General features: G+C 28.5%; 17 protein-coding genes. 11 read left to right on the top strand and 6 right to left on the bottom strand.

Annotated features, from left to right (window positions below):
- Window positions 1-21 precede the first annotated feature (21 nt).
- The 9 genes from BX611_RS08730 (at window position 22) to BX611_RS08690 (ending at window position 8,840) form a co-directional block, all read left to right on the top strand.
- The gene (locus BX611_RS08730) at window positions 22-852 is read left to right on the top strand and encodes a mechanosensitive ion channel family protein (protein ID WP_115880217.1); all 831 of its coding nucleotides are present in this window, start codon (window positions 22-24) and stop codon (window positions 850-852) included.
- 47 nt (window positions 853-899) lie between these two features.
- Window positions 900-2,063, top strand: a complete 1,164-nt coding sequence (locus BX611_RS08725; protein WP_115880215.1) for a sigma-54-dependent transcriptional regulator — start codon at window positions 900-902, stop codon at window positions 2,061-2,063.
- 144 nt (window positions 2,064-2,207) lie between these two features.
- Entirely contained in the window at window positions 2,208-2,849 is a 642-nt protein-coding gene (locus BX611_RS08720; protein WP_115880213.1) for a peroxiredoxin, read from the top strand.
- A gap of 10 nt (window positions 2,850-2,859) precedes the next feature.
- Window positions 2,860-3,174 carry a thioredoxin family protein gene (locus tag BX611_RS08715; RefSeq protein WP_115880211.1) on the top strand — a complete coding sequence of 105 codons (315 nt, stop codon included), beginning with the start codon at window positions 2,860-2,862 and terminating at the stop codon, window positions 3,172-3,174.
- Window positions 3,155-3,412 (top strand): DUF6952 family protein, encoded by a 258-nt coding sequence (locus BX611_RS08710; RefSeq protein WP_115880209.1) that lies wholly within the window; start codon window positions 3,155-3,157, stop codon window positions 3,410-3,412. The genes BX611_RS08715 and BX611_RS08710 overlap by 20 nt, the downstream gene beginning before the upstream one ends.
- A 97-nt stretch (window positions 3,413-3,509) precedes the next feature.
- Window positions 3,510-4,358 (top strand): PPK2 family polyphosphate kinase, encoded by an 849-nt coding sequence (locus BX611_RS08705; protein WP_115880207.1) that lies wholly within the window; start codon window positions 3,510-3,512, stop codon window positions 4,356-4,358.
- 223 nt (window positions 4,359-4,581) lie between these two features.
- Complete coding sequence (locus BX611_RS08700; protein WP_115880205.1) at window positions 4,582-5,400, top strand: 3'-5' exonuclease; 819 nt, start codon at window positions 4,582-4,584, stop codon at window positions 5,398-5,400.
- Window positions 5,401-5,402: 2 nt separating this feature from the next.
- Window positions 5,403-5,891, top strand: a complete 489-nt coding sequence (locus BX611_RS08695; RefSeq protein WP_115880202.1) for an ABC transporter ATPase — start codon at window positions 5,403-5,405, stop codon at window positions 5,889-5,891.
- Window positions 5,892-5,921: 30 nt separating this feature from the next.
- On the top strand, window positions 5,922-8,840 hold the full coding sequence (locus tag BX611_RS08690) for a glycoside hydrolase family 3 N-terminal domain-containing protein (protein ID WP_181897240.1): 2,919 nt from the start codon (window positions 5,922-5,924) through the stop codon (window positions 8,838-8,840).
- On the opposite strand, the gene BX611_RS08685 is transcribed toward BX611_RS08690, so the two are convergent.
- Genes BX611_RS08685 through BX611_RS08660 form a run of 6 tightly spaced genes read right to left on the bottom strand, consistent with a single transcriptional unit; the run spans window position 8,830 to window position 14,277 of the window.
- Window positions 8,830-9,882 carry a lysophospholipid acyltransferase family protein gene (locus BX611_RS08685; RefSeq protein ID WP_162879991.1) on the bottom strand — a complete coding sequence of 351 codons (1,053 nt, stop codon included), beginning with the start codon at window positions 9,880-9,882 and terminating at the stop codon, window positions 8,830-8,832. The genes BX611_RS08690 and BX611_RS08685 overlap by 11 nt on opposite strands.
- A 4-nt stretch (window positions 9,883-9,886) precedes the next feature.
- Entirely contained in the window at window positions 9,887-10,792 is a 906-nt protein-coding gene (locus tag BX611_RS08680) for a bile acid:sodium symporter family protein (RefSeq protein WP_115880198.1), read from the bottom strand.
- A 1-nt stretch (window position 10,793) separates the two neighbouring features.
- Window positions 10,794-11,486, bottom strand: a complete 693-nt coding sequence (locus tag BX611_RS08675) for a DUF4159 domain-containing protein (RefSeq protein ID WP_115880196.1) — start codon at window positions 11,484-11,486, stop codon at window positions 10,794-10,796.
- 4 nt (window positions 11,487-11,490) lie between these two features.
- A complete protein-coding gene (locus BX611_RS08670) occupies window positions 11,491-12,198 on the bottom strand; it encodes a 16S rRNA (uracil(1498)-N(3))-methyltransferase (RefSeq protein ID WP_115880194.1) in 708 nt (235 codons plus the stop codon).
- On the bottom strand, window positions 12,199-13,317 hold the full coding sequence (locus BX611_RS08665) for a GTP cyclohydrolase (protein WP_115880192.1): 1,119 nt from the start codon (window positions 13,315-13,317) through the stop codon (window positions 12,199-12,201).
- Between the two features lie 15 nt (window positions 13,318-13,332).
- Complete coding sequence (locus BX611_RS08660) at window positions 13,333-14,277, bottom strand: transporter (RefSeq protein WP_115880190.1); 945 nt, start codon at window positions 14,275-14,277, stop codon at window positions 13,333-13,335.
- 102 nt (window positions 14,278-14,379) lie between these two features.
- Between BX611_RS08660 and BX611_RS08655 the strand changes: the two genes are divergently transcribed.
- Both BX611_RS08655 and BX611_RS08650 read left to right on the top strand, forming a co-directional pair.
- Window positions 14,380-14,637, top strand: coding sequence for a DUF4834 domain-containing protein (locus BX611_RS08655; protein ID WP_115880188.1), 258 nt, complete (start codon window positions 14,380-14,382; stop codon window positions 14,635-14,637).
- A gap of 5 nt (window positions 14,638-14,642) precedes the next feature.
- A complete protein-coding gene (locus tag BX611_RS08650) occupies window positions 14,643-17,072 on the top strand; it encodes a YfhO family protein (RefSeq protein WP_115880186.1) in 2,430 nt (809 codons plus the stop codon).
- The last annotated feature ends 1 nt before the right edge of the window (window position 17,073 follow it).

The raw sequence follows: 17,073 nt of genomic DNA, 5'->3' as shown, positions 1-17,073 counted from the left end.
TATTCATTTTAAATTATTTTTATGGAAAAGTTTATTGATTTTTTAAATTACGATTTTACTTTTAGTAAAGATGTACATATTAGTATTAAGGCAATTTTAGTTGTTATTGCGGCATTGTTTATTACATCTTTAATTCTAAAATTAGCTAGAAAATTAATAACCAGAAAATTGCCAAATGAAGATAAAATAAAATTTGTTTCATTATTTTCATATAGTAAATGGTTTATTTATGTTGTTATTATTTTAACTACATTTCATAATATAGGAGTTAATGTAACAGCAATTTTTGCAGCATCTGCGGCCTTATTAGTAGGTGTAGGTTTGGCATTACAAACATTATTTCAAGATATAATTTCAGGTGTTTTTATCCTAATTGATCAATCGGTTCATGTAGGAGATATTATTGAATTGGATGGAAAAGTGGGTAGGGTTGAAGAAATTAAATTGCGTACTACAAGAGCAGTAACTATAGACAATAAAGTGCTAGTTATACCCAACCATTTATATTTAACTAATAGTTTGTATAACTGGACAGAAAACGGAACTGAAACTAGAGAAAACGTTTTGGTTGGTGTTGCTTATGGAAGTGATGTTCAATTGGTAAAAAAATTGTTATTACAAGCTGCAAATGATCATCCCTTGGTTTTAAAAGTACCAGAACCTACAGTTTTATTTATAAATTTTGGAGAAAGTTCATTAGATTTTAAACTGGTTTTTACGTTAAATAATAGTTTTGAAGCGGGTGTACCAAAAAGTGATATTCGTTTTGAAATTGATGCATTATTTAGAAAAAATAACATTTCAATTCCATTTCCTCAGAGAGACGTGCATTTATTTCAAAACAAACAGTAATTTAAAAGTTGGCTTAATTCTTGTACATTCAATAAAAAATAAAAAAAATGCCAAAAATATTAATAATTGAAGATGAAGCTGCAATTCGCAGAGTATTAAAAAAAATAATTTCAGAAGAAAACGATACCTATCAAGTTGAAGAAGCAGAAGATGGTTTGGTTGGTGTTGAAATGATTACAAAATCAGATTTTGATTTGGTACTTTGTGATATAAAAATGCCAAAAATGGATGGTGTAGAAGTACTTGAAAAAGTAAAAAAAATAAAACCAGAAATACCAATGGTTATGATTTCTGGGCACGGAGATTTAGACACAGCTGTAAACACTATGCGTTTAGGTGCTTTTGATTATATTTCAAAACCACCAGATTTAAATCGTTTACTTAATACTGTTAGAAATGCGCTGGACAGAAAAGAATTGGTTGTTGAAAACAAACTTTTAAAGAAAAAAGTAAGTAAAAAATATGAGATGATAGGTAATAGTGATGCTATATCTCATATAAAAAACATGATTGAAAAAGTAGCACCAACAGATGCTCGTGTATTAATTACGGGACCAAACGGAACCGGTAAAGAACTAGTTGCACATTGGTTACACGAAAAAAGTGATAGGACAAAAGCACCAATGGTTGAGGTTAATTGTGCAGCAATACCTTCAGAATTAATTGAAAGTGAATTATTTGGACATGTTAAAGGTTCTTTTACAGGTGCAAATAAAGATAGAGCAGGTAAATTTGAAGCTGCTAATGGTGGAACTATTTTTTTAGACGAAATAGGAGACATGAGTCTTTCAGCTCAAGCAAAGGTATTAAGAGCTTTACAAGAAAATAAAATCTCAAGAGTAGGTAGTGATAAAGACATAAAAGTAAATGTTAGAGTAATAGCAGCTACTAATAAAAATTTGAAAAAAGAAATTGATGAAGGAAGGTTTAGAGAAGATTTATACCATAGGCTTGCAGTTATATTAATTGAAGTTCCTGCTTTAAATGATAGGCGAGAAGATATTCCTTTGTTAATAAATTTCTTCGCAGAACAAGTAGCACAAGAACAGGGTAATGCCGTAAAATCTTTTTCAGATGAAGCTGTTAAATTACTGCAAGAGTACGATTGGACAGGTAATATTCGTGAGCTTAGAAATGTAGTTGAAAGATTAATAATTTTAGGTGAAAAAGAAGTTTCTGAAAATGATGTAAAGCTTTTTGCTAGTAAATAGTTAAAATTGATTGCTTAGTAGTAAAATTATAAATAAATTCTATGTTGATATAAATAATTAGCATAGGATTTTTTATTTATAATGTATTTACATACTATATTTGTAGTGTTTAAAAAGAATACTAATAAATAAATAAAATAAAAAATGGCAACAGCAGTAGGTAAAAAATTTCCAGATTTAAATGTAGATGCAATGAATGAAATGGGTGATACATTTAAAGTAAATGTATTAGAAGAAGCAGTAAATAACAAAAAGAAAGTATTATTATTTTGGTATCCAAAAGATTTTACATTTGTTTGCCCAACTGAATTACACGCTTTTCAAGCAGCATTAGGTGAATTTGAAAAAAGAAATACCGTTGTAATTGGAGCTTCTTGTGATACTCCTGAAGTACACTTTGCTTGGTTGAATACATCAAAAGATAATGGTGGTATAGAAGGTGTTACTTACCCAATTTTAGCAGATAGCAATCGTAACTTATCAAGTATATTAGGTATTTTAGATATAACTGATGAAACTTATGATGAAGCAACTGGAACAGTTCAAGTGGTAGGAGATAATGTATCTTATAGAGCTACATATTTAATTGATGAAGATGGTTTAGTACAACACGAGAGTATTAATAATATGCCTTTAGGTAGAAATGTTAACGAGTATTTACGTCTTATTGATGCTTTAACTCACGTACAAGAAAAAGGAGAAGTTTGTCCAGCAAACTGGGAAGAAGGAAAAGATGCAATGAAAGCTGATAGAAAAGGGACAGCTGAATATTTAGCTTCACATTAAAAAAAAAATTATGTTTCAAGAATTAACAGAAGATAATTTAGAACAAATCGTAGCCGATAATAAAACTGTAGTTGTACAATATGCTGCTACTTGGTGTGGTAACTGTAGAATTATGAAACCTAAGTTTAAAAAACTAGCTACAGAAAATCCAGATGCTGTTTTTGTACTTGCAGATGCTGAAAAGTTTCCTAATACTCGAAAATTAGCAACAGTAGATAATTTACCAACATTTGCAACTTTTAAAGGCGGAACTTTTGTAAATCAAGTGCAAACAAATAAATTTGAAATTTTAAAAGATTTAGTAGATGAAGTTACCAGTAATTAAACATTTAACTAATTTTATTGAAGAAAACGATCAGGATTATGTGATTGAAACCATTGAAACTTTGGAAGCTTTAACGGAAGTTCCTTCACTAAAAGATGAAGAGTTGGATGTAATTGGTGAAATTATTTCTAATTTATATGGAGCAATTGAAGTTGATAAAATGGTAAAGGAAGGTATGCCCAAAAAGGAAGCATTAAATACTTTTATGAAAAGAGTTTTAGGATCCATCGATTCTTAAAATAATAACTACTAATTAAATCAAATGAAAATCCCAAGTGAAAGCTTGGGATTTTTTGTTTCCTTAATTTTTATATATTTAGCTAAATATTTTTAAAATGGACAACTACAAAGTAACAGCACAAATAAACTTAAGCGATTTTACAACAAAAGAGGTTGATGAAAAAGCTAGAAAAAAGTTGAAAAAGATACGTAAAGAAATTAGCAAACTGCAAGATACTATGTATGCAGAAGGCAAGTATGCAGTGTTAATTTGTTTGCAAGGAATGGATACTTCTGGGAAAGACAGTTTAATAAAAGAAGTTTTTAAAAATGTAAATACTCAAGGTGTTGAGGTGCATAGCTTTAAAGTTCCTACTGAATTAGAATTAAAACACGATTATTTGTGGCGTCATTATATTGCATTACCAGCAAAAGGAAAAATTGGTGTTTTTAATAGAACACATTATGAAAATGTGTTGGTTACTCGTGTACATCCGGAATATATTTTTGGTGAAAATATTCCTTCAGTAAAAAGTGTAGCCGATTTAAATGCTGATTTTTACAATAACCGAATGGAAGAAATTAAAAATTTCGAAAAAAACATTGCTAATAATGGAACTATTATTTTAAAATTCTTTTTAAATCTTTCTAAAGAAGAGCAAAAAAACAGGTTATTACGCCGGTTACGATTAAAGGAAAAGAACTGGAAATTTTCACCAGGAGATTTAAAAGAACGTAAACTTTGGGATAAGTACCAGTTTTGTTATGAAGATTTATTAAACAAAACTTCAACAGAAAATGCACCATGGTTTGTAATTCCTGCTGATGATAAAGCAACCGCACGTTTAATAGTTGCACAAACTATTTTAAATACTTTGGAGCAGTATAATTTTATGGAACCTGAATTGCCTGAGAAATATAAAATTGAAATTGAAAACTATAAGAAACAACTTGAAGTTGAATAATTAATTTTTTGTAAGTTAAATTTAGTATGGCAAGCCTTCAAAAGACTCAGATTCACAAATAGAAATTAAAAATTAACTTCAAATAAATAATTTTTCAAACTTAACTTTTTGAAATTTTTAATTCTTAAAATTTATGTTAAAATATTTAAGAAATCAATTAGTATATTCCTAAAATCGTAAATTACAAATTGTATATTTACAATTCAAAAAAAAGAATTAACCTATGGAATTAAACTTAACAAAACCCATCATTTTTTTCGATTTAGAAACAACAGGAATTAATATTGCAAAAGATAGAATTGTAGAAATTTCAATATTAAAAGTATATCCAAATGGAAATAAAGAAAGTAAAACCTGGTTGGTAAATCCAGAAATGGAAATACCAAAAGAAGCTTCAGATATTCATGGCATTACAAATGAAAGAGTTGTAACAGAGCCTACTTTTAATGAATTAGCATCTGAAGTGAGTAAATTAATTGAAGGTTGTGATTTAGCAGGTTTTAATTCAAACAGATTTGATATTCCTTTGTTAGCAGAAGAAATGCTTAGAGCTAAAGTAAATTTTGATATGAAGGATAGGGTAGCAGTTGACGTTCAGGTTATTTTTCATAAAAAAGAAGAAAGAACTTTAAGTGCCGGTTATAAATTTTATTGTGATAAAGATTTAGAAAATGCGCATTCTGCTGAAGCAGATACACTTGCAACTTATGAAATATTAAAAGCACAATTAGAAAAATATGATGATTTAGAAAACGACATTAATTTTTTAAATGAATATTCAACACATAATAAAAGAGCTGATTTTGCAGGTTTTATAATGTTTAATGATGAAGATGAAGAAATTTTTACATTTGGAAAATATAAAGGTCAGAAAGTTGCTGAAATATTAAAAAAAGATAAAGGTTATTTTTCTTGGATTCAAAATGCTGATTTTCCACTATATACCAAGAAAGTTTTAACTGAAATTAAAGAGAAAACATTTTTTAATAAAAAAGAAAATACCTTAGAAGATTTACAAAATAAATTCAATCAAAAATTTTAAATATGTTAGTCAGTTTTGAAAAATTAGAAAATTCATCAAGAGTTTGGATATACCAATCTAATCGTGAGTTTTCTGAAAATGAAATAGCCAAAATTAAAATTAAAATAGAAAGTTTTGTGTCTAATTGGCAACGCCACGGAGAAGATTTAAAAGGTTCATATAAAATAAAATACAACCAATTTATAATTTTGGCAGTTGATGAAAATTTTAATGATGTTTCAGGTTGTTCAATAGATGCTTCAGTAAATTTAATTAAAAATATTGAGCAAGAATTTTCGGTTGATTTAACAAATAAATTAAATATTTCGTTTAAAGATAATAGCAATATAAATATTGTTAGTATGGCCGAATTTCAAAAATATGCTAAACAAGAAAAAATTACTTCAAACACCATAGTTTTTAATAATATGGTAAATACAAAAGAAGATTTTGAGTACAATTGGGAAGTAACAGCCGATAGAAGCTGGCATAAGCGATTTTTGGCGCAATAATTTCACCAGTGTTGTTATCTAATTTATAATATGATTAAAAAAAATCTTTTATTATTACTGTTGTTGAATGTTTTCTTTTTAAAGGCACAACAATTTGATCCATTAAAAACGAAAGATACTTTAGCGCAAAACAAATGGGTTGATACTTTAATAAATAATATGACCATTGATGAAAAAATCGGTCAGTTATTTATGGTACAAGCCTATTCAAATAAAGATGAGAAACACGAAACATTTATTAAAAGCCTAGTTGAAAAACACCATATTGGCGGTTTAATTTTTATGCAGGGAACCCCTGAAAAACAAGCAGCATTAAATAATAAATACCAGTCGGTTTCTAAAATACCATTACTTATAGGTTTTGATGGTGAATGGGGGTTGGACATGCGTTTAAAAAATACCTACCGTTTTCCTTGGAATATGACACTTGGGGCAATTAAAGATAATTCCTTAATAACTGCTTTTGGAGTTCAGGTAGGTAAACATTGTAAACGATTGGGGATTCATATTAATTTTGCACCTGTTGTTGATGTAAATACAAATCCAGAAAATCCAATAATTGGAAATCGATCTTTTGGAGAAAATAGAGATAATGTTACAGATAAAGCCTTGGCTTTTGTGCAAGGAATGCAAAGTCAATATGTGTTGGCAAATGCAAAACATTTTCCAGGTCATGGAGATACGGCTTCCGATTCTCATAAATTATTGCCGGTTTTAGATTTTGACATTGAAAGACTAGATTCAATAGAATTGTATCCATACAAAAAGTTATTTCAAAATAATTTAACAAGTGTTATGGTTGCTCATTTAAGCGTTAAAGCTTTAGAACCAGATGCTGAATTACCTACATCATTGTCTGAAAAAGTAATTACAGGTTTATTAAAAGAAAAAATGGGCTTTCAAGGGTTAATTTTAACAGATGCCTTAAATATGAAAGGTGCAGCTAATTATGCCCAACCTGGAGATGTTGATTTAGCTGCATTTTTAGCAGGAAATGATATGTTATTAATTCCAGAAAATGTTCCAGTAGCAATAGCAAAAATTAAAAATGCATTATCCGAAAAGGTTTTTACAGAAGAGCGTTTAAATTATTCAGTAAAAAAAATATTAAAAGCTAAATATTGGGCAGGTTTAAATAATTTTCAATTTATTGAATTAGAAAACTTAAATGAAGATTTAAACTCAATAAAAGATGAATTATTACATAGAAAATTAGTTGAAAATTCTATCACGCTTTTAAAAAATGAATCACTTGTTTTTCCTATTCAAAATTTAGATAAAAAAAAGATAGCTTATGTTAAATTAGGGGATGCTGAAAACAATGACTTTGTTGAAATGCTAAAAAATTATACAAATGTTGATGAGGTTTCGGCTAATAATTTAGATGAATTAATTTCAAAATTAAAGCGATATAATTTAATTATTATTGGGTATCATAAATCTAACAGTAATCCTTGGAAAAGTTTTAAGTTTAAAGATAATGAACTTGTTTGGTTGCAAGAAATTGCAAGAACAAATACGGTAATTTTAGATGTTTTTGCCAGTCCTTATAGTTTATTACAAATTAAAACTTTTGAAAATATAAACGGACTCCTTTTATCATATCAAAATAGTAAATTAGCTCAGGAAATTTCTGCACAAATGATTTTTGGAGCTCTTGAAACAAAAGGAAAATTACCTGTTTCAATTAAAAATGTTTTTTCTGAAGGACACGGTTTAATGTCAACTTCATTAAAAAGATTGGCTTATTCTATTCCTGAAGATGTTGGATTAAGTAGTGAAAAGTTAAAAAGAATTGATTCAATTGCAAGTGTTGTTATTAAGGATAAAATGGCACCTGGGTTACAAGTTTTAGTGGCCAGAAAAGGTAAAGTGGTTTATAATAAAAGTTTTGGATATCATACAGATGAAGATACAGTTCCTGTTAAAAATAATGATATTTATGATATTGCTTCAATGACAAAAATATTGGCTTCATTGCCATTAATTATGGAGTTAGAAGAAAAGGGAACTTTACAATTGGAAAGTACTTTAGGTAGTTTACTACCAAAGTTGAAAAACACGAATAAAGATTCATTAACTGTAAAAGAAGTATTGTCTCATTATGGAAGGTTAAAAGCTTGGATTCCTTTTTATATTAGCACGTTGGACAGCGTTACAAAAAAACCTTCTAATGCGTATTACCGAGATAAAGGGTCAAAGAAGTTTCCCATTGAAGTTGCCAAAAATTTGTATTTAACAAAAGATTATAAAGATTCAATATTTGATAGAATTGCAAATGCTGAGCAACGGTTAAATATAGGTTATAAATATAGCGACTTATCTTTTTTCTTATTTAAAGATTTTATTGAAAATTATTATAAAAAGAATTTAGATGACTTGACTCAAGAGCGATTTTACAAAACTTTAGGAGCAAACAATACAGGCTATTTACCACTTCATAAATTTCCAAAAACTAAAATTGTACCAACAGAAAAGGATGATTATTATAGAAACCAGTTAGTGCAAGGTTACGTGCACGATATGGGTGCTGCAATGCAAGGTGGAATTGGTGGACATGCGGGTTTATTTTCAAATGCAAATGATGTTGCTAAAATAATGCAGATGTATCTTCAAAAGGGTTTTTATGGTGGAAAACGATATTTTAAGTCTAAAACTATAGATAAATTTAATCATCGTTATTATGCCAATGACAGTGTTAGAAAAGGGATTGGATTTGACAAACCTCAAATAAAGGAAGTAGAAAAAGCGACTTGTGGCTGTGTTTCAGATGCTAGTTTTGGGCATAGTGGTTTTACTGGTACGTTTTGTTGGGCAGATCCAGAATCAGAAATTGTATATGTATTTTTATCTAATAGGGTATATCCAACTATGGAAAATACAGGATTGATAAAATATAATATTAGAACTGAAATTCAGCAATTTATACAAGATGCGCTTATTGAGTAACTTTCATTGTTTTTGAAGTTATAAGTCCTGTAATAATACATATTCCTAAATAAATTAAGCCAACTTTATAGTTTAAAAAATAACTAATTACCCCAGACTGAATTAAATAAAAAAGAGGAAATATTGTAAGAATCAGTGCAAATCTATAGGTATTTGTAAAAATAATATCTTTAATTTTTGGCTTTAATTTTTTCCATATTAATAGCGGGAAAATGCTATTTATTTTAGTAAATAGGTGAATAGGAGTAAACCAGTTTATTTCCTTTTCTTCTTTTAATTTTTTTTGAGAAAATGAATCTAACTTTTTTAGCATTTTATTAGTTTCAATTGGATCTAAAAAATTGGCTCTAACAGCTTTTAATTTATCAATAATTTCATCGTGTTTTTCAAGATTATCAATATGGGTTGTTAGTTCTTTTAATTCTGAAGCCACTTTATTTAAAATAGTTTTGAATTTTAAATCTGGATTGTCAACATTAATATAAGCATTTGCCTGAATTGGTTTTCCGTAATAAATAGAAACACTGGAAGGAAAATTTAAATGAGAATCGTAGTTAATTCCCACCGGAATAATTTGAATATTTAAATCAGGATATTTTTGTAAAGTTCCTAAAATAATGCGAGCAAAACCTTTTTTTAAAGGTATTATATGTCTGTATTTGTGGTGTTCACCTTCTGCAAATATTTGAATTGCTTTTTCTTTTTTTAAAATTTCAAAACATTGTTCAAAAACAGCAATATTTTTCTCAACACTGTTAATTCCATCCCTAATTCTATAAACAGGAATCATATTTAGTGACCTTAAAATTTTATCAGCTAGTTTGTTTTTAAAAGCACTGGCTCTAGTTAAAAAATGAATATTTCTATCTGTAGTTGTTGGTATTAAAATAGCATCTAATAATGCATTTTGATGATTTCCAATAAATAGTATGGGACCTTTTTTGGGAATATTTTCTTTACCATAAACTTTAATTTTTTTATGAGTAAAGAAAAGGCCTATGCTTACAATAATTTTTACAGTATTATACCAAAAATGCTTCAAAGTTTTATCCTTTAATTTTTTGTTTAGACCAATAACTAGCAAGTGCTACACCTGAAAAAATATCCCAAATGGCCCAAAAGGCAACTAATAAAGCCATACCTCCTAAACCATTAAAAAAACTAAATATAAGTAGCAAACCTAATCCAGAGTTTTGAATTCCGGTTTCTATTGAAAGTGTTTTTTGATCTTTGTATGAAAGTTTCATTGCTTTTGCAAAATAAAAACCAGTTAGTAATGCTAAAACATTGTGAGCAATAACCAAAATTAATACATAATGTACATAGTTTATAAAAATATCAAAATTGTCATAAAAGGCAATAATTATAAATATCATAAATATAATTAATGAGAGTGGTTTTAAAACTTTTGAAAGTTTGGTTGCCCAAATTGGTTTTCGGTTTCGAACCCACATGCCTAAAAGTAATGGAACACCTAAAATAAGTGTAACAAGCTCAACTAACGTCCAAGGGTTTAGTTGAACTCTTTGTAGAATTTCAGCCGTAGGAGCGTATAAATTACCATAAAATTCAAGATTAAATGGAGTCATAACTAATGAAACCAATGTTGCAAATGCAGTTAAACTAACTGATAAAGCAGCATTTCCTTTTGCCATTTGAGTCATAAAATTTGAAATATTCCCACCAGGACAGGCAGCAACCATCATCATACCTAAAGCAATACTTGGCATAGGGTTTACTAATTTTATAAAAATAAAAGTTACAAATGGTAATATTATAAATTGAGAAATTATACCTGTTAATAATATTTTTGGATTTTTAAATAAACGTCTAAAATCGTCCATTGTAATTCCAAGAGAAACTCCAAACATTATAATTGCTAAAGTGATGTTTAAAACCCAAAGTCCTTCGGTGTCAAAATTTATTTCTAGGGTATCTAAGTTTTCTATCATATTAGTTTTTAAATGCGTATTCAATAATATTTGCACCCATTTTTAATGCTTTTTCTCTAATTTCATAGGAATCGTTATGTACCTCTTCATCTTCCCAACCATCACTTAAATCTGATTCATAATCATAAAAACAAACCAATCTTCCTTCATAAAATAATCCAAAACCTTGTGGAGGTTTATTATCGTGTTCATGAATTTTTGGTACACCTTCATTAAAATCAAATGTTTGATGGTAAATTGGGTGATTAAACGGAATTTCCTGAAAATCTAAAGTAGGAAAAATTCTTTTAATTTCTCTTCTCACAAATTTATCGAGTCCATAATTATCAGAAATATGCAAAAAACCTCCAGAAATTAAATAGGTTTTTAGATTATTAATGGCATCTTCTGAAAAAATTACATTTCCATGTCCGGTCATAAAAAGAATTGGATAATTAAAAACATCCAAACTGTTTGCTTCCACAGTTTCGGGATTGGTTTTTATAGAAGTATGTATGGCATTATTACTAAATTCAATTAAGTTTGGCAATGCTGTTGGGTTTGCATACCAATCGCCACCACCATTATACTTTAAAATAGCTACTTGTTGGGTATAAACAGCGGTAAAAGGTAACAGGGAAAAGGCAAAAGTAAAAAGTAGTACTTTCAACTTTTGAGAATGGAATAAAATTTGTGTTATTTGAAAAATTCTCATTCAACTACTCATTAACAAACGCTACGCTATGTGCTGCTACAATACCAGCAGTTTCTGTACGTAACCGGCTTTCTCCCAAAGATACAGGAATAAATTTATGTTCCAAACTTTGTTCAATTTCTTTAGTTGAAAAATCGCCTTCTGGACCAATAAGTATGGTTGTATTTGATGTAGGTTTTAACTGTGATTTTAATGATTTTTTATCAGTATCTTCACAATGTGCAATAAATAACAGACCTTTAAAATCAGATTTTATAAACTGATTGAATGTTACGGGTTCATTTAACTTCGGAAAATGAAATTTTAAGGATTGCTTTGCTGCAGCATGTACTATCTTTTCCATTCTATCTAATTTCAATATTTTCCTTTCTGAATGGTCACAAATAATTGGAGTTATTTCATCAATTCCAATTTCTGTAGCTTTTTCTAAAAACCATTCAAAACGATCATTTAATTTAGTAGGTGCAATGGCAATGTGCAAATAATAGTTCCAAGGTTTGGGTTTGTCTTCACTATTGGTAATTTTCACCAAACATCTTTTATCGTTTGCAATTACTATTTTAGAAGTAAAAAGTGTTCCTAATCCATTTGTAATAAAAATAGTATCTCCTTCTTTTTTACGTAATACGCGTACAATATGTCTGCTCTCAGTTTTATCAAACGAAAATTGTTCAGTTTTTGAATTTATATTTGAATTGTAAAATAATTGCATTTAAATATCCTTTCTATAAGTACAACGTTTTTTGTATGTAACCGGACTAAAATTTTTCCAAACTGCAGCAATTTTTGTGTTAGTTGCAAGTTCAGGAGTTCTAATACAGTTAATGATTCCTCTTTTTTCAAAAGATTTTTGGTATTCATTAAAAATAAGTGCGTGAATTCCTTTGTTTTGATAGTCTGGATGCACACCAATTAAATAGAAAATTACATCTTTACTTTCTTTTTTAGCTTTTAATAAATGAAACAATCCAAAAGGTAATAACTTTCCTTTTGCTTTTTGTAATGCTTTAGAAAATGAAGGCATTGTAATTGCAAAAGCAACCATATTATCATCTTTATCAATCACAAATTTTATATATTCAGGATTAATAAATGAAATGTATTTCTTTTTAAAATAGGCAATTTCAATTTCAGATATTGGAACAAACGAAGGGAGTGCAGCATAACTTTTATTAAACAAATCGAACATCTTATCTACATAAGGCATAATGTTTTTTGTTTTTGTAAAATTTAAAGGAATTAAACTGTAACGCTCTTCTATAATTTTACTAACTCTTTGTAAAGGTGCTGAAATTACATTTTTAAATGGAAATTTATTTTCTAAATATTCCTTTTCTACTTTAAAACCTAGTTTTTCAAAATGCGTTTTATAATATGGATAATTGTACCAAGTAATCATAGTTCCAATATGATTAAACCCTTCGGTTAAAACACCAACTTTATCAAGATTAGAAAATCCAACAGGACCCTCCATAAATTCTAAATGATGCTGATTTCCAATTTCTTCAACCTTTTTTAGCAGCATTTTTGAAACTTCAATATCATCTATAAAATCGAACCAACCAAATCGCATTTTATTAACTTTTTGCTTATTTAATTCGGTATAATTTATAATGGCAGCAACTCTACCAACAACTTCATTGTTTTTTATTGCCACAAAAAAAAGAGCTTCAGCGTGTTTAAAAACTGGATTTATATTCTTGTCGAAAGTCTCCACTTCGTCATTAATAATTGGAGGTACCCAAAAATTATTGTTTTTATAAAGTTTAAAAGGGAACTTAATAAATATTTTTAGTTCCTTTTTTGAGGTCATTTCTTTAATTGTAATCATAGGTGTAAGATGTAATTATTTTCTTTTTTTATGAAATAAATTACCAAATAATCTACCAAAAAAACCTTTTCTTTTTTTCTTTTTTCCAGTTGTTTGGTTTGGAGCGTCTTTCATTATAAAAGTATCATAATGCCTATCCAATCTCCAGGCTACACCTGATGAAAAGTAATAATATGAATAATCATCAAAAAAATTGGTTCTTGCAGAAGCATCAATTTGAAGGTTTTCATTAATTAAATATGCTAAACCTGTTCCAAATTGATATTTGGGAGCAAATGTTTCTTGGTATCTTCCTTGGTTTTCAATAAAAAAAGACCATTGTTCATTAATTGCATAAGTCATAGTAACAATATACTTGTAGAACTCATCATCTGTAGTGTATTTATCTGCAATTAAATTGGTTAAAACTACTAATCTGTCAGTAAAATCATTTTGCAATAATAAAGCTAGTTTATAGCTAATATCATCTTCTTTATAATCTTTACTAACAAATTTTGTGTGAACACCGGCGTATACTCCAATAGATGGGATTAACCGTTTCCAATCAAAAGCCATTCTGCGTTTATAACTTCTTATTTCTTTAGATTTATCAGTAAATTCTTGTTGTCTTAATAAATATTTTGCTCCAATGGTTAAGTCACTAATTCCGTTTATATGCCCATTAGGATGATGTGATAATTCATCAATTTGATAAGCTAAATTTAAATCAAATTCCAATTTTTCAGAAAATTTTCCATATCTAAAAAGTAACTCACCACCATAAGTATTTGAAGGAGAAGTGTATAATGGGTTATCACTGTTATTATAAAAAAAACCAGTTTCAAATTGATATATATTTGTACCAACACTATAAGGACTGTCTGAAAAACCCGGACGCTTAGAGTTTATAATTTCTGTGTATTGAGATGAAGCTATTTGTATGGTAAAAATTGCTAAAACAAGTAGAAAAACTCTTTTCATAATTTAGTTTTGTTAGATTGTCAAATATAAGATTTTATATAAATAAACGTTTTAGTTACTGGCAAATTGTTATTTTTGAAAATTATATAAAAAACGTATTAAATGGGATTATTAAGAACAATAGCGATTCTTGTTATTATTTATTACGCGTTCAAGTTTTTTAGTAGGTATATAGCACCTATTTTCTTGAAAAAAGTGATTAATAATGTTGAAAAGAAATATAAAGAGCAACAACAAAATAAATACGAAGAAACAGCTGGTAAAGTAGGGGAAACTGTAATAGCAAAAAAACCTGTTGAACCTAAAGAAAGTAATAAAGATGTGGGTGACTATGTAGATTATGAAGAAGTAAAGGATTAATTTATATGAATTTTTCAATAAAAAAAGTAGCACCTTATTTAATTGCAATTGTAACGTTTATGTTAGTTTCAGTTGCCTATTTTTCTCCAGTTTTAGAAGGTAAAAAAATTCAACAAAGTGATATTACACAGTTTAAAGGTTCATCAAAAGAAATTGTTGATTTTAGAAAAGAAAATAAAACTGAACCTTATTGGACCAATGCTACTTTTGGAGGAATGCCAGCTTACGCAGTAAGTGCATATTATTCCTACGATTTTATAAATAAATTAGATAATCTTATAAGGTTTTTACCGAGACCGGCCGATTATTTATTTCTATATTTTTTAAGTTTTTTTATACTTTTATTAGTCTTAAAAGTTGAATGGAAGCTTGCAATTATAGGTTCTTTGGGTTTTGGACTTTCAACTTATTTAGTAATTATTTTAGGGGTTGGGCATAATGCAAAAGCACATGCAATAGCCTATTTTCCACTAGTATTGTCGGGCATATTGTTGGTATTTCAAAGAAAATACATTCTTGGTTTTGTATTAACAGCTTTGGCAATGGCTTTGGAATTAAGCGCCAGTCATATTCAAATGACCTATTATTTACTGTTTTTGGTAATAATTTTTGGTATTGTTCAGTTAGTAGAATCAATTAAACAAAAAGAACTTCCTCATTTTATTAAAAGTGTTGGAATTTTAGTGGTCGCAGTAATTTTAGCTGTTGGTACAAATGCAACACACTTAATGGCTACAAGTGAATATTCTAAAGAAAGTACACGTGGTAAAAGCGAATTAACCATAAATGCTGATGGATCTTTTAAAGAAGCAACTTCTGGCTTATCTAAAGATTATATTACAGAATATAGTTACGGAATTGCTGAAACTTTTAATTTGTTTATTCCAAGATTTATGGGAGGAACAAGTCATGAAGAAGTTGAAAATAGCGAACTTCAAAGTTTTTTACAAAATGCTGTAAATAAAGGATTAGACCCAAAAGATGCTAACTATTTAATGCGTATTTCATCAATGTATTGGGGTAATCAGCCAATTGTTGCGGCACCAGCATATATTGGAGCATTTTTTATTTTCTTGTTTGTATTGGCTTTATTTTTAGTAAAAGGTACATTAAAAAACTGGTTGGTAGCGGCTACTATTTTTTCAATTTTAATGAGTTGGGGAAAGAATTTTCCGGTGTTAACAGATTTCTTTATTAATTATGTGCCATTATATAACAAATTTAGAGCAGTATCATCCATACAAGTTATAGCAGAACTTACTATTCCATTGTTAGCAATTATAGGTGTTTCGAAGCTTTTTTCTTCTGAAATAAAAAAAGAAGTTAAGTTAAATGCATTAAAATATACAACATTAATTATTGGTGGTTTGGCACTTATTTTTACAATTGGAGGAACAGGATTGTTTTCTTTTGAAACACCAATAGATGTTCAAATTGATGAACAGATCTCAGGGTTTTTAGATGCAATTACAGCAGATAGAAGAACGTTGTTCTTTAACGATAGTGTTCGTTCATTAGTTATTGTTTTAATTGTTGCAAGTGTAATTTGGTTATTTTTAAAGGAAAAAATAAATAAAAATGTAGTTTTAATTGGATTTGTAGTTATCCTACTTTTTGACCTTGTGAATGTTGATAAAAGATATGTAAATAATGACTTTTTTGTAGCTGCAAGAAAAGTTGACAAGCCGTTTCAAGCTTCATCAATTGATAAAGAAATTATGAACGATAAAAGTTATTATCGTGTAGCTAATTTTACAAAAAACATAATGGCAGATGGAACAACTTCGTATTTTCATAATTCTATAGGAGGCTACCACGCGGCAAAACCAAGGCGTTATCAGGAATTGTACGATTTTCATATTTCTAAAGGAAATGGAGAAGTTTTAAATATGCTAAACACCAAATATTTAATTGGTGCTAATGAAGAAGGTGAAGTTGGGTACGAATTAAATGAAGGTGCCAATGGAAATGCTTGGTTTGTAAGTAAAATAGCTGTTGTTGCAAATGCAAATGAAGAAATCACAGCTTTAGATAGTTTAAATACAAAAACTTCAGCTGTAATTGAATCTAGCATTATTTCAAGTGATTTTAAAACACAATACCCTTTAGATTCAACCGCCACTATTAAACTGACTTTATACAAAGCTAATGAGTTGGTTTATGAATCAAATTCAGCTCAAAATCAGTTTGCTGTATTTTCAGAAATGTATTACAAAAATGGTTGGAATGCATATGTTGATGGGAAGTTAACACCACATTTTAGAGTTAATTATGTTTTACGAGGAATGGAAATTCCAGCAGGAACTCATAAAATTGAATTTAAATTTGAACCAGCAGTAATTAAAAAAGGAAATACAATTACCTTAATTTCGTATTTCTTACTTTTATTAATTCCAATTGGCTGGTTTTTTGTTGAAAAAAAGAAAAAAAAATAAG

The organism is Lutibacter oceani, assembly GCF_003384935.1.
GTDB lineage: Bacteria > Bacteroidota > Bacteroidia > Flavobacteriales > Flavobacteriaceae > Lutibacter > Lutibacter oceani.
The sequence above is the reverse complement of the archived record's forward strand: the minus strand, read 5'-3'. Positions and strand labels throughout refer to the sequence as shown.